Here is an 18,958-nt window from a genome sequence, read left to right as displayed (position 1 = left end):
GCCGCGCGGCGCCCACGTCACCGACGCAGTAAACGATAATTCAACCGACGTGTTTTACAAAATTCGCTTCGACCGGGAACAGGATCATGCAACCCAAACTGATCGTTAACCTTGTTTTTGCCGTCGTCGCCGGCGGGACGGCGCGCTGATGCAAGCGGTACTGCGGCGCGTGCTGCTCTTTGCCCTGCTGTGGTGGGTGCTGGCCGCAGGGCGCTTGGAAGGTTGGCTGTTGGGCGGCATCGCCGTCATTGCCGCAACTTGGGCGAGCCTGGTGCTGTTGCCGCCGCGTGCACAGCGGTTGCGCATCGCTGCACTGCCTGGTTTTCTGGCGTTTTTTCTCATCAATTCGGTGCGCGGCGGCTGGCAAGTGGCGTTGATGGCCGTGCGCGGGCGCGTCGCCTTGCACCCGGTGCTCCTTGAACTGCCTCTGAATTTGCCGGCTGGCGCGCCGCAAGTCCTGCTGACGTGTGTCTTGGGGCTGATGCCAGGCACGCTGGGGGTCCAGCTGGCCAACAACCGGCTGCGCCTGCACGTGCTGCACCAGGATTTGCCTGTCGCCGTCGAGGCGCGGGCGTTGGAACAGCGCATTGCTGCCCTGTTTGGAGGCAAGGCATGAATGTGATTGATTTCGCGGTCGCGCTGTTCCTGCTTGGCAACCTGGTGGTCGCCCTGCTGGCAGCGGTGCGCGGGCCGACGGCGGCCGACCGCATGCTGATGGCGCTGCTGTTCGGCTCCACCGGCACGGGCATCCTGGTGTTGCTGGCACAGGCGATGGCCATGCCTGCGCTGGTCGATGTGGCGCTGGTACTGGCGCTGCTGGCGGCCATTGGCGGGGTCGCTTTCGCCAGGCGCGCCTGGCAGGAAGAGCGACATGATTGACTGGGTCAGTGCTACCCTGCTGATCGTCGGCGCCTGCTTCTACGCGGCCGGCACCCTGGGGCTGCTGCGTTTCCCCGATGTTTACAGCCGCCTGCATGCGCTGGCCAAGGCCGACAACCTGGGTCTGGGCTTCGTGCTGCTCGGACTCGCCCTGCAGGCGCAGAGCATCGCCGCCGGCCTCAAACTCCTGCTCATCTGGCCACTGGTGCTGGCGGCCAGCGCCGGTGTCAGTTACGCCATTGCACGCCGCGCCGACCGCCTCGGCGTCAAACCTTGGCGCAAGGACGCGCCATGAGCCTGGCCTTTGACCTGCTGCTGGCCGTGGCGCTGTTATGGAGCGGCGGACGTTGCCTGAGCGTGGATCGGCTCGATCGCGCCATCGTGCTGTTCATCGCCTTCGGCCTGCTCATGGCGCTGGCCTGGGCGCGCCTGGCCGCGCCGGACATCGGACTGGCCGAAGCGGCCATCGGCGCCGGCTTGACCGGTGCGCTGCTGCTTGATGCCTATGGCGCGTTCAAGCGGAGGAAGCCATGAAGCGTATCGTGGTGGGCCTGGGTGCCTTGCTGTTTGCCGCAGTGATGATTGGCGCGCTGCTTGAACCCTTGCCGGGCGGTGTCAACCTGCGCGCTAGCGTGGCCACCCAGATGACGGCGAGCGGCGTCGCGCATCCGGTCACCGCCGTGCTGCTCAACTTTCGCGGCTACGACACGCTGCTCGAAATCGCCGTGCTGTTGCTGGCGCTGATCGTCATGCTTGCCAGCGGCATCGACACTGCCAGTGATCGGCCACACGCAGTCAATCCAGTCCTGCAGACCTTGGCGCGCCTTGCCGCACCGCTGATGATCGTCGTCGCCGTCTATCTGCTTTGGGCCGGCGCGTTCCAACCGGGCGGCGCGTTCCAGGCCGGTGCCGTACTGGCTGCTGCCGCCGTGCTGCTGCACCTGACCGGGTTGTTGCCGAGTTGGCAGGCGCCGCAGCTCAGGCTGCGCTGGGGCTTGGCGGTGGGTTTCCTGGTCTTTCTTGCCATTGCAGCTGGCTTGCTCGCGCAGGGTGCCTTGCTGCAGTACCCGCCGGCACAGGCAGGTGCGTTGATCTTGCTGATTGAAGCGGGCCTGACGCTCTCGCTCGGCCTGATCCTGGCCGGCTTGTTCCTCTTCCTGTCGCGTGACCCGGGAGACGACGCATGAGCAGCGGCCTGTTGTTCGCCTGCGTCGGCGCGCTGCTGTTCGCCATGGGCGTGGCGGGCATCTTGCTGATCGGCCACTTGCTGCGCCGCATTCTTGCGTTCAATGTCATGGGCAGCGGTGCTTTTTTGATCCTGGTGGGACTGGCGCAGCGCAACGATGTGCCCGACCCGGTGCCGCAGGCGATGGTGCTCACCGGCATCGTTGTCGCAGTGGCCGCCACGGCGCTGGCGCTGGCGCTGGTGCGGCGCTTGCACACGCTGACCGGCCAACTTGAATTGCCGGCGGACGACGCATGATCTGGCTGATCGTCCTGCCGCTCGTCTGGGCCAGCCTCGCCTTCGTTCTGGGGCCGGGGCGGGGCCAATGGATAGCCAAGTGGCTCGCCATCGCGGGTCTGGCTGCGCAAGCGGAACTGGCTTTCAACCTCGCGCAAGCAGTCGGCGTTGGCGGGACGGTTTTGGCGCATTCGATCGGTGGCTGGGGGGCGCCGCTCGGCATCGATCTGGCCGCCGACGGTCTTTCTGCGGCGATGCTGTTGCTCACCCAGTGCGTTGCCCTGCCGCTAGCCATCTATGCCAGCGCCTACTACAAGCGCGATGACGCGGCGGGCGCGTATTTCTGGCCACTGGCCGGCTTTCTGATCGCCGGACTTAATGCGCTGTTTCTCTCCGCCGATCTGTTCAATATCTACGTCACGCTCGAACTGGTCGGGCTGGCGGCGGTCGGCCTGGTGGCCGCTGGCGGCGGCGCGCAGCAGGTGGCGGCGGCGCTGCGTTATCTGTTTGCCACGCTGCTCGGCTCCGGACTATATCTGCTTGGCGTGGCGCTGATCTATGGCGCCTATGGCACGGTGTCGATTAGCGTGCTGACACCGCTGGTGACGAGCGAAGCGCCGCGCCTGATGTGGCTCGCGGGCGCTCTGATGATGGTCGGGCTGATGCTCAAGACCGCCCTGTTTCCCTTTCACTACTGGCTGCCACCGGCCCACGGCGGGGCGCCGGCGCCGGTTTCGGCGCTGCTTTCGGCGCTGGTGGTGAAGGCGTCGTTTTACCTGATCCTGCGTTTGTGGACCGGCCCGTTCGCGCCACTGGTCGCCGCGGCCGAATGGCTGGCGTGGCTACCAGCCACACTGGGGTCGCTGGCGATTTTCTGGGGATCGTGGCGGGCGATTCGCGCCGAACGCCTGAAAATGCTGATCGCCTATTCCACCGTGGCGCAACTGGGCTATCTGTTTCTCATTTTCCCGCTCTTGAGCGGGCCGGGGGCGATTCAGGCGGGGGTAATGCAGGCCTTCGCGCACGGTTTTGCCAAGGCGGCGATGTTCGTCGCCGCCGGCGTGTTCATCAAGGCCACCGGGCAGGAGTCGGTGGCCGGCCTGGTCGGCGCCGTCGAGCGCCTGCCCGTCACACTGTTTGCCTTCGGGCTTGCCGGCATGACGCTGATGGGGCTGCCGCCTTCGTCGGGCTTTCTCGCCAAGTGGCAGCTCATTGAGGCCGCTCTGGCACAAGGCTTTTGGCCACTGGTGGTGGTGGTGCTGGCCGGCGGCTTGCTGGCTTCGGTCTATGTGTTTCGGGTGCTGCGTCAGGCGTTCCTGCTGGCACCGTCGGATCAGACCCTGGTGGCGGTGCCGCGCACGCTGGAATGGACGGCCTTTGCGCTTGCGGCGGCAAGCGTGCTGCTGGGACTGCGCGGGGTCGAACTGATGCAGTTGCTCGGAGTTGTCGCATGATCATCAACGAGTGGCTGCCGCTGGCTGTGCTGGCTTCATCGCTGCTGCCCGGGCTGGTGATTTTTGCGTTGCCCGAAGGCTGGATCGCGCTGCGCACCACGCTCAACCTGTTTGGCGCCATCGCCAAGCTCGTGCTGGTGGCCGTACTGCTGCTTGGTGTGGCGGCAGGTGAAGAATATGGCGTGCGCTTCGCCGTGCTGCCGGGGCTCGACCTCGCGTTCAAGGCCGATGCCCTGGGGCTGCTGTTCATCAGCCTGTCGGCGCTGTTGTGGCTGTTCACCACCCTGTATGCCATTGGCTACCTGGAAGGCGCGCCGCACCGCAGCCGTTTCTTCGGCTTTTTCAGCCTGTGTGTGACGGCCACCATGGGCATCGCGATGGCGGCAAATCTGTTCACCTTCTTCATCTTTTACGAACTGCTGACGCTCGCCACCTTTCCGCTGGTCGTCCATCGCGGCACCGATAAGGCCATGCGCGGTGGCACCATTTATCTCGCCTACACGCTGATCGGCGGCACAGCGCTGCTCACCGGCATCGTCTGGCTGCATCACCTGCTGGGGCACACCGAGTTTGCCCATACCGGCATCGCCGCTGCGCTCGGACCCGAATATGCGGGTCAGTTGCAGATCATTTTTTTGCTGCTGATCGCCGGTGTCGGTGTCAAGGCGGCACTGGTGCCGCTGCACGGCTGGCTGCCGCAGGCGATGGTGGCGCCTGCACCGGTATCGGCGCTGCTGCATGCAGTCGCCGTGGTCAAAGCCGGCGCCTTCGGTATCGTGCGCATCGTCTATGAAGTCTATGGCATCGAGTTCGCGCAATCGCTTGATCTGCTGATGCCGCTGGCCCTGCTGGCCGCCATCACCATCATCTGGGGCAGTTTGCGCGCGCTGTTCCAGGACGATCTGAAAAAACGGCTGGCCTACTCCACGGTGAGCCAGGTGTCTTACATCGCGTTGGGAATCACCCTGTTCGGGCCGATCGGCACCATCGGCGGGCTCGTCCATCTGGTGCACCAGGGCATCATGAAGATCACGCTGTTCTTTTGCGCCGGCAATTACGCGGAAACCCTGGGCATCCACAAAGTCAGCGAAATGGATGGCGCCGGAAGACGCATGCCGCTGACCACGCTGGCATTTTCGATTGGCGCACTGGGCATGATGGGCGCGCCCTTCACGGCGGGTGCGATCAGCAAAGCATGGCTATCAGACGGCGCAACAGCAGCCGGTATGGACTGGGCAATCTGGGTGCTGTGGACCTCCAGCCTGCTCAATGCCGCCTACTTTTTACCCATCCTTTGGCGCGCCTGGTCGCGGCCGGTGCCGATCGCCTGGCCGCAGGAGCACATCGCCGCGCGCGGTTGGCGCGAGACGGCTTGGCTGCTGCTGTTACCGCCCTTGTTCACGGCAACCATGACGCTGGCAGCGGGTCTATTCCCCGAGTCACCAGTCAGTCCACTGAACTGGGCAAAAATGGTCGCCGAACGTGAATATCGACAGGGAATCACCTTGCCATGACGATCAAAGCCCTACCAGACAGCAAAAAGCCCGAACCGGTCAAGGTTCAGGCTTGCTGTTGGTGCTTGTAGCGACTACTTACTTCTTGGCAGGCGGCAAGTCTGTGCAACTGCCATGCGCCACCTCGGCTGCCATGCCAATGCTCTCACCCAGCGTCGGGTGCGGGTGGATGGTTTTGCTGATGTCAATGGCATCCGCGCCCATCTCGATCGCCAGGGCCACCTCGCCGATCATGTCACCGGCGTGGGTACCAACCATGCCGCCACCCAGGATTTTGCCGTGGCCATGGGCTTCGGGAGAATCGTCAAACAGCAGCTTGGTGACGCCTTCGTCGCGGCCGTTGGCAATGGCGCGGCCCGATGCCGTCCAGGGAAACAGGCCTTTTTTGACCTTGATGCCCTGCGCTTTGGCCTGGTCTTCGGTGAGGCCGACCCAGGCGACTTCGGGGTCGGTGTAAGCCACGCTCGGGATCACACGGGCGTTGAAGGCGGCGGCCGCCAATTCCTTGTTGCCTTGCAATTCACCGGCAATCACCTCGGCGGCCACATGCGCCTCATGCACCGCCTTGTGCGCCAGCATGGGCTGGCCAACGATGTCTCCAATGGCAAAGATGTGCGGCACGTTGGTGCGCATCTGGATGTCAACGTTGATGAAGCCGCGGTCGGTCACCGCCACGCCAGCCTTGTCAGCGGCAATCTTCTTGCCGTTGGGCGCGCGCCCCACCGCTTGCAGTACCAGGTCATAGACCTGTGGTTCGGGCACTTGCACGCCCTCTTCTGCTGGTGCAAAGGTGACCTTGATGCCTTCGGGTGTTGCCTCTGCAGCTACGGTCTTCGTCTTGAGCATGATTTTGTCAAAGCGCTTGGCATTCATCTTTTGCCAGATTTTGACCAGGTCTCGATCGGCACCCTGCATCAGGCCGTCGAGCATTTCGACCACATCCAGGCGTGCGCCCAGCGTGCTATAGACCGTGCCCATTTCCAGGCCGATGATGCCACCGCCCAGGATCAGCATGCGTTTGGGTACTTCTTTCAGCGCCAGCGCACCGGTAGAGTCCACCACGCGCGGGTCGTTGGGTATGAACGGCAGGCGCACGGCCTGACTGCCAGCGGCGATGATGCACTTCTGGAAGGCAATGGTTTGCACCTTGCCGGTTTTTTCCTGCCCGGTACCGGTGGTTTCCTCGACCTGCACATGGTTGGCACCGACAAAGGCACCATAGCCGCGCACCACGGTCACTTTACGCATCTTGGCCATGGCGCCCAGGCCGCCGGTGAGCTTGCTCACCACCTTTTCTTTGTGGCCACGCAGCGTGTCCACATTGATCACGGGTTTGCCAAAATCCACGCCGAGCGCGGCCATGTGACTCGCTTCGTCGATCACGCTCGCCACATGCAACAGTGCCTTGCTGGGGATGCAGCCCACATTCAGGCAAACGCCGCCCAAAGTGGCGTAGCGCTCGACCAGCACCACCTTGAGGCCGAGGTCGGCGGCGCGGAAAGCGGCCGAGTAGCCGCCCGGGCCACCGCCCATCACCAGCAGGTCGCAGTCCAGGTCTGCCGTGCCGGCAAAGCTGGCGGCCGTGGGTGTGTTGACGGGCGCGGCAACTGCAGAGACGTCATTGCGAGGGCCATCGGCCCGTGGCAATCCATCCGTGGATTGCTTCACTTCGTTCGCAATGACAGGGGTCGTGGTGGCGCTGGCTACAACGGCATCAGCAGATTCCAGCACCAGCAGCAATGAGCCTTCGCTCACCTTGTCGCCCAAGGCCACCTTGAGTTCTTTCACCACACCGGCGTGGCTGCTGGGGATTTCCATGGAGGCTTTGTCAGACTCCACGGTAATGAGGCTTTGCTCGGCCTTGATGGTGTCGCCGGGCTTGACCAGCAGCTCGATCACTGCCACGTCTGAAAAGTCACCGATATCGGGGACCTTGATGTCAATAAGTGCCATGTCTAATTCCTAATTTATTGGAAGCTGTTTGACTTCGTTTTTCATGAACAGCCCGTCATTGCGAACGCAGTGAAGCAATCCATGTCTTCTGACTGCATGGACTGCCGCGCTACGCTCGCAGTGACGATCTCTTTGTTCATGGTCCGTGTGCGTTATCGGGGCCGATTCGGCAGGGCTCGCAATGACAGCCAAATCAGAGCAGCACCCGGCGGAAGTCGCCCAGAATCTGCCCCAGATAGACATTGAAGCGGGCCGCAGCAGCGCCGTCGATCACGCGGTGATCCCAGGTGAGCGAGAGCGGCAGCATCAGCCGCGGCTGGAACGCCTTGCCGTCCCACACCGGCTCGATGGTCGAGCGGCAGACGCCCAGAATCGCTACTTCAGGCGCGTTGATGATGGGTGTGAAATAGCGCCCGCCAATGCCGCCCAGGCTGCTGATGGTGAAGCTGGCGCCGGTCATCTCGGCCGGGCCCAGTTTGCCGTCGCGTGCTTTTTTGGCCAGTTCGCCCATCTCCTTTGAAATCTGGAAGATGCCTTTCTGGTCGGCATCCTTGATCACCGGCACCATCAGGCCATTGGGCGTGTCGGCGGCAAAGCCGATGTGGAAATACTGCTTGTAGATCAGCGCGTCGCCGTCGAGGCTGCTGTTGAACTCGGGGTATTTCTTGAGCGCGGCCACGCAGGCTTTGATCAGGAACGCCAGCATGGTGACCTTGACACCCGATTTTTCGTTTTCCTTGTTGGTGCTGACACGGAAGGCTTCCAGGTCGGTGATGTCGCAGTCGTCGTGGTTGGTCACGGCCGGAATCATGATGGCGTTACGCAACAGGTTGGCACCGCTGATCTTCTTGATGCGGCTGAGCTCTTTGCGCTCCACCGGGCCAAACTTGGCAAAGTCCACCTTGGGCCACGGAATCAGGCCAAGCTCGGAGCCGCCCCCACCTGCCGCCGGTTTGGCCGCCTGGCTGGCCGCAATGGCCTGGGTTTGCAGCGCGCCGCTCATGACCGAGCGCGTGAACGATTGCACGTCAACGTCGGTGATGCGGCCCTTGAGCCCGCTGCCCTTGACCTCATTCAATGGCACACCGAGTTCGCGGGCGAACTTGCGTACCGACGGCGAAGCGTGCGGCAGACCCAGCGCCGGTGTCGCCGTGGGCACATGGGCCGGAGCGGCCAGCACGCTGGTAGCGGCGGCTGCCGGTGCGCCTGCGGTTGACGTGGCGGCAACGGGTGCGGCATCTGCCGGAGCTGCAGTATCTGCCGGAGCTGCTGCAGCTGCCGGGGCGGTGGCGGCAGAACCTTCCAGAATGGCCAGCAAGTCACCCATGTTGACCTTGTCGCCAAGCTTGACCTTGAGCGACTTGATGACACCGGCGGCGCTCGACGGGATTTCCATCGAGGCTTTGTCGGATTCCACCGTGATCAGGCTTTGCTCCTGCTTGATCGTGTCACCCTCTTTGACCATGACCTCGATCACGGCGACGTCCTTGAAGTCGCCGATATCAGGCACGCGCACTTCGACCGGGCCAATCGCCACAAGCGGTGCAGCAGGCGCAGCGGGCGCTGCCGTTGTCGCTACTGGCGCAGCGGCAGGCGCGGCAGCGGCGGGGGCTTGCGCCACAGGTGCTGCTGCGTCACCGGCCGCTTCAAGCGTCAATATCAACGAGCCTTCGCTCACCTTGTCGCCCAGCGCCACTTTGAGTTCCTTGACCACACCGGCATGGCTCGACGGAATTTCCATCGATGCCTTGTCGGATTCGACCGTGAGCAAACTTTGTTCGGCCTTGACCGTGTCGCCGGGTTTGACCAGCAGCTCAATCACTGCCACGTCTGAAAAGTCGCCAATGTCGGGGACCTTGATTTCTATGATTGCCATGTTATTTCCTGATCAGTTGTTGACTTACGCGTACAGCGGATTCACTTTGTCGGTGTTGATGCCGTACTTGGCAATCGCCTCGGCCACTTTGCTCACCGGCAGTTTGCCGTCTTCGCTCAGCGCCTTGAGGGCGGCCACCACGATGAAATGGCGGTTGATCTCGAAGTGCTCGCGCAGTTTGGAGCGGAAGTCGCTGCGGCCAAAGCCGTCGGTGCCCAGCACCTTGTAAGTGCGGCCTTTTGGAACGAACGGGCGAATTTGCTCAGCGTAGGCTTTCATGTAGTCGGTCGATGCCACCACCGGGCCGTCGTGATCGGCCAGTTGTTGCGTCACAAACGGTACCTTGGCCTCGGCGGTCGGGTGCAGCAGGTTGTCGCGCTCGCAAGCCTGGCCGTCGCGCGCCAGTTCGTTGAAGCTCGGGCAGCTCCACACGTCGGCGGTCACGCCCCAGTCCACGGCCAGCAGTTTTTGCGCAAAGAAGCTCTCGCGCAAAATCGTGCCCGAGCCCAGCAGTTGCACGCGCGGGCCGCTGGCACCATCGGCACCGGGTTTGCTCAGGTACATGCCCTTGATGATCTGCTCTTCGGTGCCGGGCGTGAGGCCGGGCATGGCGTAGTTTTCATTGAGCAGGGTAATGTAGTAATAGACGTTGTCCTGCTTTTCAACCATGCGTTTCAGGCCGTGATGCAGGATCACACCTACTTCATGCGCAAAGGTCGGGTCATACGAGACGCAGTTCGGAATCGTGCCCGCCAAAATGTGGCTGTGGCCGTCTTCGTGCTGCAGGCCCTCGCCGTTGAGCGTGGTGCGCCCGCTGGTGCCGCCCAGCAAAAAGCCGCGTGCCTGCATGTCGCCGGCAGCCCAAGCCAGGTCGCCAATGCGCTGGAAGCCGAACATCGAGTAATAGACGTAAAACGGCACCATGATGCGATTGCTGTTGCTGTAACTGGTGGCCGCAGCGATCCAGCTGGCCATGCCGCCGGCTTCGTTGATGCCCTCTTGCAACACCTGCCCATTGGCCGACTCTTTGTAATACATCACCTGATCTTTATCGACCGGTGTGTACTGCTGGCCATCGGGGTTGTAAATGCCAATCTGGCGGAACAGCCCTTCCATGCCGAAAGTACGGCCTTCGTCCACCAGGATCGGCACCACGCGCGGGCCCAGTGCCTGGTCACGCAGCAGTTGCGTCAAAAAGCGCACATAGGCTTGCGTGGTGGAGATTTCACGGCCTTCGGCGGTGGGCTCGATCACGCTCTTGAACACCTCGAGAGCTGGCACGGTGAAGTGCTCGTCGGCCTTGGTACGGCGGTGCGGCAGGTAGCCGCCCAACGCCTTGCGGCGCTCGTGCAGGTACTTCATCTCGGGCGTATCGTCAGCCGGTTTGTAGAACGGGATGTCGGCAATCTGGCTGTCCGGAATCGGGATGTTGAAGCGATCGCGGAAGATTTTGATGTCGTTGTCGGTGAGCTTCTTGGTCTGGTGCACGTTGTTCTTGCCCTCGCCGCTCTTGCCCATGCCAAAACCCTTGACGGTCTTGATCAGCAGCACGGTGGGCTGGCCCGTATGGTTGACTGCAGCGTGGTAGGCGGCATAGACCTTTTGCGGGTCATGGCCGCCGCGGCGCAGGTTCCAGATGTCGTCGTCGCTCATCTTGGCCACCATCTCAAGCGTTTTGGGGTCACGGCCAAAGAAATGCTTGCGCACATAAGCGCCGTCGTTGGACTTGAAGGTTTGGTAGTCGCCATCGAGCGTGTCCATCATGACCTTGCGCAGCGCGCCGTCCTTGTCGCGTGCCAGCAGCGGGTCCCAGTTGCTGCCCCAGAGCAGCTTGATCACGTTCCAGCCAGCGCCGCGGAAAGTGCCTTCGAGTTCCTGAATGATCTTGCCGTTGCCGCGCACCGGGCCGTCCAGGCGCTGCAGGTTGCAGTTGATGACAAATACCAGGTTGTCGAGCTTTTCACGGGCCGCCAGGCCGATGGCACCAAGGCTTTCAACCTCGTCCATTTCGCCGTCGCCGCAGAACACCCAGACCTTGCGGTTTTCGGTGTTGGCAATGCCGCGGGCGTGCAAATACTTGAGAAAGCGCGCCTGGTAAATCGCCATCAGCGGGCCCAGGCCCATCGAGACCGTGGGGAACTGCCAGAACTCGGGCATCAGCTTGGGATGCGGGTAGCTCGACAGGCCCTTACCGCCGGTTTCCTGGCGGAAATGCAGCAACTGCTCTTCAGATAGACGGCCTTCCATATAGGCACGGGCATAGACGCCGGGTGCCACATGGCCCTGAATGTAGATGCAGTCGCCGCCATGGTTTTCAGATTCGGCGTGCCAGAAGTGGTTGAAGCCGGCACCGAACATGTGCGCCAGGCTGGCGAACGAGCCAATGTGGCCGCCCAGGTCGCCACCGTCTTCGGGGTGATGGCGATTGGCCTTGACCACCATGGCCATGGCGTTCCAGCGCATGTAGGCGCGCAGCCGTTCCTCAATTTCGATGTTGCCGGGGCAACGCTCCTCTTGATCGGGCTCAAGCGTGTTCACATAGCCGGTGTTGGCGGAAAACGGCATGTCGATGCTGCTTTGACGCGCATGTTCGAGCAGTTGCTCAAGCAGAAAGTGGGCGCGCTCGGGGCCCTCACTCTCGATGACGGCGCTCAGGGCGTCCATCCATTCACGGGTTTCCTGAGTATCTGCGTCCGACATGGACTCACCTGCTCGGCTCTCGGGTATGACTGACATGCTTTGTCTCCTGTAATGTTTAGCTCGTGGATGGTAGTGGAGTTTGCCATTTATAAAGCTGATTTAATTTTAGAGGGTTTTGCAAATTATTTCAAATCGTGCTTATTAGTTTTGTAATATGAAATAACTTCAAACACAGCTATCCTACACTCCGACCATGCCCCTGTCACAAAGTCTTCCCTTGCCCAAGGCACTTACAGCAAGTCCGTGGCGACGCCTGAAAACCTGGTGGTTACGCCTGACGCCCCAGCGCCAGGACCGCTTTGCCATGATGGCGCCGCTGGCGGCCGTGGTGCTCTTTTTGGCGGCCATCCTGTCCGCTTTTGCCTACCTGCGGCTGGAAGAAATTTCGCGCGAACGAGAGGCGATCAATCGCGATGTGGAGTACACCCAACAACGCCTGCGCCTGCGCCTGCTCGAACAACAGGAACAACTGGGACGCTTTGCGCGTGAGGTAGCCAGCCGTGAAATCAGCCACAACAACTTCATGATCCGCGCCGAAGCGCTGGCCAATCTCTACCCCGAGTTGCAGGGCCTGACCTGGATTGATGAGCACCGCCGGGTGCGGGCGGACTACCACACCGCCAACCTCCCGGCCCCAGAACAAAAATCGGGGGAACTTGCCGACATTACCGAAGGGACGATCGACAACTTTGGGCTTGCCCGCGAACTGTTGATCCCGATCTATTCTGAGCCAAATGCCCGGGAGGGCATATCTTCCACGCTGGAACTTTACTTGCCATTGATCGAGAAGGCGCGTTTCAAAGGCACCCTGCTGGCGCTTTACTCGGTGGATGCCGCGTTTCGCTACGGCGTGCCCGACGAAATAAACGCCAAATACGCCATGTCGCTGCACAACGCGCAAGGCAAATTGCTGGCCGGCACAACCATGTCGGAGGGGCGGCTCAAGCGTCACTTACTGCCCTGGGCCAGCCCCGTCAACGTTTACGAAATGCCGGTGTCACCCATCGGCAATGGTTTGACCCTGCGCGGCCAGGCCTACCGAACCTCGCTGGGCGTGATTGGCAGCGCACTGTTCTGGTTGGTGATGGTGCTCAGTGCCATCACTGCCTGGCTGCTGCTGGCCAACTGGAGCCATACCCGCAGGCGCATTCAGGCGCAAGATGCCCTGGTGCAGGAAACCGCTTTTCGCCGCGCCATGGAAAACTCCATGCTTACCGGCATGCGCGCCCTTGACCTGCAGGGGCGCATCACCTACGTGAATGCCGCTTTTTGCCAAATGACGGGCTGGAGCGAAGCCGACCTGGTGGGAAAAACAGCGCCTTTCCCCTACTGGCCCGAGGAAGATTTCGAGCTACTCAAACAGCGCCTCAACGAAGAACTGTCAGGCCGCATCTTGCCCAGCGGCATCCAGTTTCGGGTCAAACGCAAAGATGGCACCATCTTCGATGCCCGGCTCTACGTGTCGCCCCTGATCGATGCCTTTGGCATGCAAACGGGCTGGATGACCTCCATGACCGACATCACCGAGCCGAACCGGGCGCGCGAACAATTGGCCGCATCGTATGACCGTTTCACCACGGTGCTGGAAGCGCTGGACGCGTCCATTTCAGTCGCCCCCCTGGGCAGCGACGAGCTGCTGTTCGCCAACAAGCTCTACCGGCAGTGGTTTGGCACGCAAGTGGCGGGCCATATGCAACTGGTGGCCGAGGCGGGTGTTCTGCCACCCGCCAACAGCGACGAAACCCGCGACACAGTCGATGCCTTTGCCGGCCTGCCCACCGACCAACTGGCCGACAAGGATGCGGAGAGCGCAGAAATCCACCTCGGCGCGCTAGGGCTTTGGCTGGAGGTGCGCACCCGCTACCTGAGTTGGGTCGATGGCCGCTTGGCGCAAATGGTGATTGCCACCGACATCACAGCCCGGCGTTATGCAGAGGAACAGTCGCAGGTGCAGGCCGAGCGGGCACAAACCGCCAGTCGTTTGATCACCATGGGCGAAATGGCCTCCAGCGTGGCCCATGAGCTGAACCAGCCGCTGACCGCCATCAACAACTATTGCCATGGCATGGTGTCACGCATCAATAGCAAGCAGATCAATGAGGATGAGCTGCTCAGTGCACTTGAAAAAACAGCCAAGCAGGCGCACCGTGCGGGTCAGATCATCCATCGCATCCGCTCCTTCGTGAAACGCAGTGAACCCAACCGCAGCATCTCGAGCGTGGCCACCATGATCGCCGAAGCGGTGGAACTGGCAGAAATCGAACTGCGCCGGCGCAACGTCAAGCTCAACCAATACCTGATGCCCAACCTGCCCAACTTGCTGGTGGACCCAATTCTGATCGAACAAGTGCTGCTCAACCTGCTGAAAAATGCGGCTGAGTCGGTCGATGCTGCGCAGCGCCCCAGCGCGCAGCGCATCATCAAACTCAGGGTGGCGCAGACCTACGTCAATGACAAGGCGGTGATCGAATTTGTGGTCATCGACTCCGGCGCAGGCATTGCGCCCGACGCGATGGAACGCCTGTATGAGGCCTTCTATTCGACCAAGGCTGATGGCATGGGCATAGGCCTGTCCTTGTGCCGTTCCATTGTGGAATCGCACCATGGAAGAATGAAAGCCGAGAACCTTTACAATGGGGACATCGTGACGGGTTGTTGCTTTACCTTCTGGATTCCCATAGCTGAACCCCAATCGAGTACGCCCACAAAGCGTCCAGTCCAACCTACATTGCTGATTCCATCATGAGCTTGATTCCCAAAAAAGGCACGGTTTACGTCATTGACGACGACGAAGCGGTGCGCGATTCCTTGCAATGGATGCTGGAGGGCAAAGACTACCGGGTGCGCTGCTTCGATTCCGCCGAGTCCTTTCTGAACCGCTTTGATGCGCGTGAGGTTGCCTGCCTGATCGTTGACATCCGCATGGGCGGCATGACCGGCCTGGAGCTGCAAAGCCGCCTGATCGAGAGCAACTCGCCGCTGCCGCTGGCCTTCATCACCGGCCACGGTGACGTGCCCATGGCGGTTGACACCATGAAAAAAGGCGCCATGGACTTTATCCAGAAACCCTTCAACGAACAACAACTGGTACCTTTGGTCGAGCGCATGCTCGAGCAGGCCAAGGATTCATTTGCCGAGTTTCAAAACGCCCTCAACCGTGATGCCCTGATGGGCCGCCTGACGCAGCGCGAATCACAGGTGCTCGAACGCATTGTGGCGGGTCGCCTGAACAAACAAATTGCCGACGACCTCGGCATCAGCATCAAAACGGTGGAGGCGCACCGCGCCAACATCATGGAAAAACTCAATGCCAACACGGTGGCCGACCTGCTCAAAATCGCACTGGGACCCAATGCCGTCAAGGCCTGAGCAACGGATCACCTTGACCCTGGCCAACACGCCCGCCCTTTTGGATCAGCGGGCTTTTTTATGAATGAACGAACATGACCACAAACACCTCTGGCGCCCTCATCATTGACGGTGTCGCACTGTCCCACAAGCTGCGCGCTGACGTTACCGCACGGGTGCAGGCGCTCAAGGCGCGTGGCATCACCCCCGGTCTGGCGGTGATCCTGGTCGGCGACAGCCCGGCATCCCAAGTCTATGTGCGCAACAAGGTCAGGGGCTGCGAAGACTGTGGTTTTCACTCGGTGCTGGAAAAATTTGATGCCAGCCTGAGCGAGGCCGAACTGCTTGCGCGCATTGAAGCCCTCAACAACGATCCCGCCATTCACGGCATTCTGGTGCAGTTGCCGGTGCCCAAACACATTGACGCCACCAAGGTGATCGAGGCCATTTCGCCGCTCAAGGATGTTGACGGCTTTCACGTGGCCAGTGCCGGTGCCCTGATGACCGGCATGCCCGGATTTTTGCCCTGCACGCCCTACGGCTGCATGAAGATGCTCGAATCCATCAACTACGACTTGCGCGGTAAACACGCAGTGGTGATCGGGCGCTCCAACATTGTTGGCAAGCCCATGGCCCTGATGCTGCTGCAAAAAAATGCCACCGTGACCATCTGCCACAGCGCCACCCCCGATCTCAAGGTCTTCACACTGATGGCCGATGTGATCGTGGCGGCCGTGGGCAAGCGCAATGTGCTGACTGCTGACATGGTCAAACCCGGTGCCGTGGTGCTGGACGTGGGCATGAATCGCAACGATGAAGGCAAGCTCTGTGGCGACGTTGACTTTGCAGGCGTGCGCCAGGTGGCCAGCGCCATTACCCCGGTGCCGGGCGGGGTTGGCCCCATGACCATTACCATGCTGCTGGTCAACACCCTTGAAGCGGCTGAAAGAGCCGCCAGCTAATCATGTCCAATCCTCTGCTCTCTTTTGACGGTCTGCCGCACTTTGACCAGATCGGCCCGGAACACGTCGCGCCGGCCATCGCGCAACTGCTGGCAGACGCCAACACGGCGCTTGAGGCAGTGACAGCGCCTGACTTTGCGCCCAGCTGGATCGGCATCGCGAAAGTGCTCGACGTGGCCACCGAGCGCCTGTCGCGCGCCTGGGGCAGCGTCAGCCATCTCAACAGCGTGTTGGATACGCCCGAACTGCGCGCCGCCTACAACGCCGCCCTGCCCAAGGTCACCGAGTTCTACACCCGCCTGGGGGCCGACGAGCGGCTTTACGCCAAATACCGCACCATTGATCCGCAAACCCTCAACACCGAACAACGCCAGGCGCTCAAAAATGCGCTGCGCAACTTTGTGCTGGGCGGCGCCGACCTGCAGGGCGCTGACCGTGAGCGCTTTGCGGCAATAGCCGAACGCCAAGCTTATCTGGGCCAGAAATTCAGTGAAAACGCGCTCGACGCGACCGATGCCTTTGCCTACTACACGCAAGAAGCCGAGCTTGACGGCCTGCCCGAAGACGTCAAACAAACTGCCCGCAACGCAGCCCAGGCCGACGGCAAGGAAGGCTACAAACTCACGCTCAAAATGCCGTGCTACCTGCCGGTGATGCAGTTCGCCAGCAGCAGCGCGCTGCGCCAGACGCTGTACCGCGCCTACGTGACCCGCGCCTCGGACCAGGCCGGCACCGACCTCAGCCAGTTTGACAACACCGACATCATCAACGAGCTGTTGGCACTGCGGCTGGAAGAAGCCAAGCTGTTGGGGTACCCGAATTTCGGCACGCTGTCGGTGGTGCCCAAAATGGCCGACTCGCCCGAGCAGGTGGTGACGTTTTTACGTGACCTGGCGCAGCGCGCCCGCCCCTTTGCCGAGCAAGACCTGGCCGACCTGCGCAGCTTTGCCAGAGAGCACCTGAACCTGACCGAGCCGCAAGCCTGGGACTGGCCTTTTATCAGCGAAAAGCTCAAGGAAGCGCGTTACGCCTTCAACGAACAAGAAGTCAAACAGTACTTTCCGCTGCCCCGCGTGCTGGCCGGCCTGTTCGACATTGTGCAAACCCTGTTCGAGGTCAGCATTCGCGAGGACCACGCCCCGGTGTGGCATGAGTCGGTGCGCTTTTTCCGCATCGAGCGCGCCACCAAGCAAGGCACACCCGAGTTGGTGGGCCAGTTTTACCTCGACCCGCAGGCACGCAACGGCAAGCGCGGCGGCGCATGGATGGACGACGTGCGCGCGCGCTGGCTGCGCCCCGACACGCAGCAATTGCAGACCCCGGTGGCGCACTTGGTGTGCAATTTTGCCAGTGGCGTGAATGGCAAACCGGCCTTGCTGACGCATGACGATGTCACCACCCTGTTCCACGAATTTGGCCACGGCTTGCACCACATGCTGACGCGGGTGAATGAGCGTGACGTGTCGGGCATCAGCGGCGTCGAATGGGACGCCGTCGAGCTGCCCAGCCAGTTCATGGAGAACTTCTGCTGGGAGTGGGACGTCATCAAAAACATGTCGGCCCACGTTGACACCAATGCACCGTTGCCACGCGCGATGTTCGACAAGATGCTCGCCGCCAAAAACTTCCAGAGCGGCATGCAAACGCTGCGCCAGATCGAGTTTTCGCTGTTTGACATGTTGCTGCACACCTCGCATGATCCGGCACACGACATCATGCCGCTGCTGCAACAGGTGCGACAGGAGGTGGCGGTGCTGCTGCCACCCGTCTGGTCGCGCACCGCGCACACCTTCAGCCACATTTTTGCCGGCGGTTATGCGGCCGGTTATTACAGCTATAAATGGGCTGAGGTCTTGAGCAGCGACGCCTATGCCGCCTTTGAAGAAACGGTGGGCTCAGACGGTCTGCCCAATGCGCAAACCGGTCAAAAATACCGCCAGGCGATTCTGGAAGCGGGCGGTAGCCGCCCGGCCATCGAGTCGTTCAAAGCGTTTCGTGGCCGCGAACCCACCCTGGATGCGCTGCTACGCCACCAGGGCATGGTGCCAACTACCTGAGGAGCGAGCAACATGCGATCACCTTTTTTTGCCGATCAGTCTGCGGTCGCCAACACACACCCGACCTTGGGCTGGTTGGTGACTCTGGCCTTTGGCTGTATCACTCTTGGCAATGGCACGTTGCAGGCGCAAACGGTCTATCGCATCGTCGGGCCGGACGGCCAGGTCACGTTTTCCGACAAGCCCCCGGCCACGCCCGCCAGCAAAGTTACGCCGCTGGAAAACGCGCGGCCAACTGCCGCGCCTGTTGCGCCCGAACTGCCCTATGTGCTGCGCCAGGTGGTCGGCAAATACCCGGTCACGCTTTACAGCAGCAGCGGCGCTTGTGCACCGTGTGACAGCGCTCGCAAGCTGCTTACAGCCAGAGGGGTGCCATTTTCAGAAAAAACCATCGGCACGGCGCAAGACGCCGAGGCTTTGCAAAAACTCAGCGGTGGCAACGCGGTGCCATTTTTAACCATCGGCACGCAACACGTCGCGGGTTTTTCGACTTCGGAATGGACCGAACATCTGAATGCCGCAGGTTACCCGCAGAGCAACCAATTGCCAGCCAACTACCGCCAAGCACCGCCAGCCCCGCTGGTTGCACCTGCAAATCCAGCCGCGCCAGAGCCGGCCACCAGCGCACCCGCAGAGCCACTGCTGCCGTCCGTCACGGCACCACAAACCAGCCCCGACAACCCGGCCGAAATCAAGTTTTAGTCAGACGGGTAGCGCGATCTGGTGATCGACGCTGTACTGGTAGTCCTTGAA

The 18,958-nt window shown here is 61.6% G+C and carries 16 protein-coding genes; 13 read left to right on the top strand and 3 right to left on the bottom strand.

Annotated elements, in window-relative coordinates:
- Window positions 1-148: 148 nt before the first annotated feature.
- From IBX54_RS03295 to IBX54_RS03260, 8 genes are read left to right on the top strand one after another with little or no spacing between them, the layout of a single operon-like run.
- A complete protein-coding gene (locus IBX54_RS03295; protein WP_296541234.1) occupies window positions 149-616 on the top strand; it encodes a Na+/H+ antiporter subunit E in 468 nt (155 codons plus the stop codon).
- On the top strand, window positions 613-879 hold the full coding sequence (locus IBX54_RS03290) for a monovalent cation/H+ antiporter complex subunit F (RefSeq protein ID WP_296541233.1): 267 nt from the start codon (window positions 613-615) through the stop codon (window positions 877-879). Before IBX54_RS03295 ends, IBX54_RS03290 begins: the two co-directional genes overlap by 4 nt.
- Window positions 872-1,174: a monovalent cation/H(+) antiporter subunit G gene (gene mnhG / locus IBX54_RS03285; protein ID WP_296541232.1), complete on the top strand. Its 303-nt coding sequence runs from the start codon at window positions 872-874 to the stop codon at window positions 1,172-1,174. Before IBX54_RS03290 ends, mnhG begins: the two co-directional genes overlap by 8 nt.
- Window positions 1,171-1,413 carry a hydrogenase subunit MbhD domain-containing protein gene (locus tag IBX54_RS03280; protein ID WP_296541231.1) on the top strand — a complete coding sequence of 81 codons (243 nt, stop codon included), beginning with the start codon at window positions 1,171-1,173 and terminating at the stop codon, window positions 1,411-1,413. The genes mnhG and IBX54_RS03280 overlap by 4 nt, the downstream gene beginning before the upstream one ends.
- Window positions 1,410-2,066, top strand: a complete 657-nt coding sequence (locus IBX54_RS03275) for a Na(+)/H(+) antiporter subunit B (protein WP_296541230.1) — start codon at window positions 1,410-1,412, stop codon at window positions 2,064-2,066. Before IBX54_RS03280 ends, IBX54_RS03275 begins: the two co-directional genes overlap by 4 nt.
- Window positions 2,063-2,362, top strand: a complete 300-nt coding sequence (locus tag IBX54_RS03270) for an NADH-quinone oxidoreductase subunit K (protein WP_296541229.1) — start codon at window positions 2,063-2,065, stop codon at window positions 2,360-2,362. The genes IBX54_RS03275 and IBX54_RS03270 overlap by 4 nt, the downstream gene beginning before the upstream one ends.
- A complete protein-coding gene (locus tag IBX54_RS03265; RefSeq protein WP_296541228.1) occupies window positions 2,359-3,795 on the top strand; it encodes a proton-conducting transporter membrane subunit in 1,437 nt (478 codons plus the stop codon). Before IBX54_RS03270 ends, IBX54_RS03265 begins: the two co-directional genes overlap by 4 nt.
- Window positions 3,792-5,309, top strand: coding sequence for a proton-conducting transporter membrane subunit (locus IBX54_RS03260; RefSeq protein ID WP_296541227.1), 1,518 nt, complete (start codon window positions 3,792-3,794; stop codon window positions 5,307-5,309). The genes IBX54_RS03265 and IBX54_RS03260 overlap by 4 nt, the downstream gene beginning before the upstream one ends.
- 78 nt (window positions 5,310-5,387) lie before the next feature.
- On the opposite strand, the gene lpdA is transcribed toward IBX54_RS03260, so the two are convergent.
- From lpdA to aceE, 3 genes are all read right to left on the bottom strand, one after another.
- Window positions 5,388-7,262, bottom strand: a complete 1,875-nt coding sequence (gene lpdA / locus IBX54_RS03255; protein ID WP_296541226.1) for a dihydrolipoyl dehydrogenase — start codon at window positions 7,260-7,262, stop codon at window positions 5,388-5,390.
- Window positions 7,263-7,455: 193 nt separating this feature from the next.
- A complete protein-coding gene (aceF, locus tag IBX54_RS03250) occupies window positions 7,456-9,138 on the bottom strand; it encodes a dihydrolipoyllysine-residue acetyltransferase (RefSeq protein WP_296541225.1) in 1,683 nt (560 codons plus the stop codon).
- Window positions 9,139-9,162: 24 nt separating this feature from the next.
- Window positions 9,163-11,874, bottom strand: a complete 2,712-nt coding sequence (gene aceE, locus IBX54_RS03245; protein WP_296541224.1) for a pyruvate dehydrogenase (acetyl-transferring), homodimeric type — start codon at window positions 11,872-11,874, stop codon at window positions 9,163-9,165.
- A gap of 157 nt (window positions 11,875-12,031) precedes the next feature.
- Here aceE and IBX54_RS03240 point away from each other — a divergent pair, with 157 nt between their 5' ends.
- The 5 genes from IBX54_RS03240 (at window position 12,032) to IBX54_RS03220 (ending at window position 18,907) form a co-directional block, all read left to right on the top strand.
- Entirely contained in the window at window positions 12,032-14,584 is a 2,553-nt protein-coding gene (locus IBX54_RS03240; RefSeq protein ID WP_296541223.1) for a PAS domain-containing sensor histidine kinase, read from the top strand.
- Complete coding sequence (locus tag IBX54_RS03235; protein ID WP_296541222.1) at window positions 14,581-15,207, top strand: response regulator; 627 nt, start codon at window positions 14,581-14,583, stop codon at window positions 15,205-15,207. The genes IBX54_RS03240 and IBX54_RS03235 overlap by 4 nt, the downstream gene beginning before the upstream one ends.
- A gap of 74 nt (window positions 15,208-15,281) precedes the next feature.
- On the top strand, window positions 15,282-16,148 hold the full coding sequence (gene folD / locus IBX54_RS03230; RefSeq protein WP_296541221.1) for a bifunctional methylenetetrahydrofolate dehydrogenase/methenyltetrahydrofolate cyclohydrolase FolD: 867 nt from the start codon (window positions 15,282-15,284) through the stop codon (window positions 16,146-16,148).
- Between the two features lie 2 nt (window positions 16,149-16,150).
- Complete coding sequence (locus IBX54_RS03225; protein WP_296541220.1) at window positions 16,151-18,205, top strand: M3 family metallopeptidase; 2,055 nt, start codon at window positions 16,151-16,153, stop codon at window positions 18,203-18,205.
- A gap of 12 nt (window positions 18,206-18,217) precedes the next feature.
- Window positions 18,218-18,907 carry a glutaredoxin domain-containing protein gene (locus tag IBX54_RS03220; RefSeq protein WP_296541219.1) on the top strand — a complete coding sequence of 230 codons (690 nt, stop codon included), beginning with the start codon at window positions 18,218-18,220 and terminating at the stop codon, window positions 18,905-18,907.
- Window positions 18,908-18,958: the final 51 nt, after the last annotated feature.

Source organism: Rhodoferax sp., from assembly GCF_014859475.1.
Classification (GTDB): domain Bacteria; phylum Pseudomonadota; class Gammaproteobacteria; order Burkholderiales; family Burkholderiaceae_C; genus Rhodoferax.
The sequence above is the reverse complement of the archived record's forward strand: the minus strand, read 5'-3'. Positions and strand labels throughout refer to the sequence as shown.

Coding starts and splice junctions, on each gene's coding strand:
- IBX54_RS03295 (WP_296541234.1), top strand. CDS start 149: ATGCAAGCGGTACTGCGGCGCGTGCTGCTCTTTGCCCTGCTGTGGTGG.
- IBX54_RS03290 (WP_296541233.1), top strand. CDS start 613: ATGAATGTGATTGATTTCGCGGTCGCGCTGTTCCTGCTTGGCAACCTG.
- mnhG (WP_296541232.1), top strand. CDS start 872: ATGATTGACTGGGTCAGTGCTACCCTGCTGATCGTCGGCGCCTGCTTC.
- IBX54_RS03280 (WP_296541231.1), top strand. CDS start 1,171: ATGAGCCTGGCCTTTGACCTGCTGCTGGCCGTGGCGCTGTTATGGAGC.
- IBX54_RS03275 (WP_296541230.1), top strand. CDS start 1,410: ATGAAGCGTATCGTGGTGGGCCTGGGTGCCTTGCTGTTTGCCGCAGTG.
- IBX54_RS03270 (WP_296541229.1), top strand. CDS start 2,063: ATGAGCAGCGGCCTGTTGTTCGCCTGCGTCGGCGCGCTGCTGTTCGCC.
- IBX54_RS03265 (WP_296541228.1), top strand. CDS start 2,359: ATGATCTGGCTGATCGTCCTGCCGCTCGTCTGGGCCAGCCTCGCCTTC.
- IBX54_RS03260 (WP_296541227.1), top strand. CDS start 3,792: ATGATCATCAACGAGTGGCTGCCGCTGGCTGTGCTGGCTTCATCGCTG.
- lpdA (WP_296541226.1), bottom strand. CDS start 7,262: ATGGCACTTATTGACATCAAGGTCCCCGATATCGGTGACTTTTCAGAC.
- aceF (WP_296541225.1), bottom strand. CDS start 9,138: ATGGCAATCATAGAAATCAAGGTCCCCGACATTGGCGACTTTTCAGAC.
- aceE (WP_296541224.1), bottom strand. CDS start 11,874: ATGTCAGTCATACCCGAGAGCCGAGCAGGTGAGTCCATGTCGGACGCA.
- IBX54_RS03240 (WP_296541223.1), top strand. CDS start 12,032: ATGCCCCTGTCACAAAGTCTTCCCTTGCCCAAGGCACTTACAGCAAGT.
- IBX54_RS03235 (WP_296541222.1), top strand. CDS start 14,581: ATGAGCTTGATTCCCAAAAAAGGCACGGTTTACGTCATTGACGACGAC.
- folD (WP_296541221.1), top strand. CDS start 15,282: ATGACCACAAACACCTCTGGCGCCCTCATCATTGACGGTGTCGCACTG.
- IBX54_RS03225 (WP_296541220.1), top strand. CDS start 16,151: ATGTCCAATCCTCTGCTCTCTTTTGACGGTCTGCCGCACTTTGACCAG.
- IBX54_RS03220 (WP_296541219.1), top strand. CDS start 18,218: ATGCGATCACCTTTTTTTGCCGATCAGTCTGCGGTCGCCAACACACAC.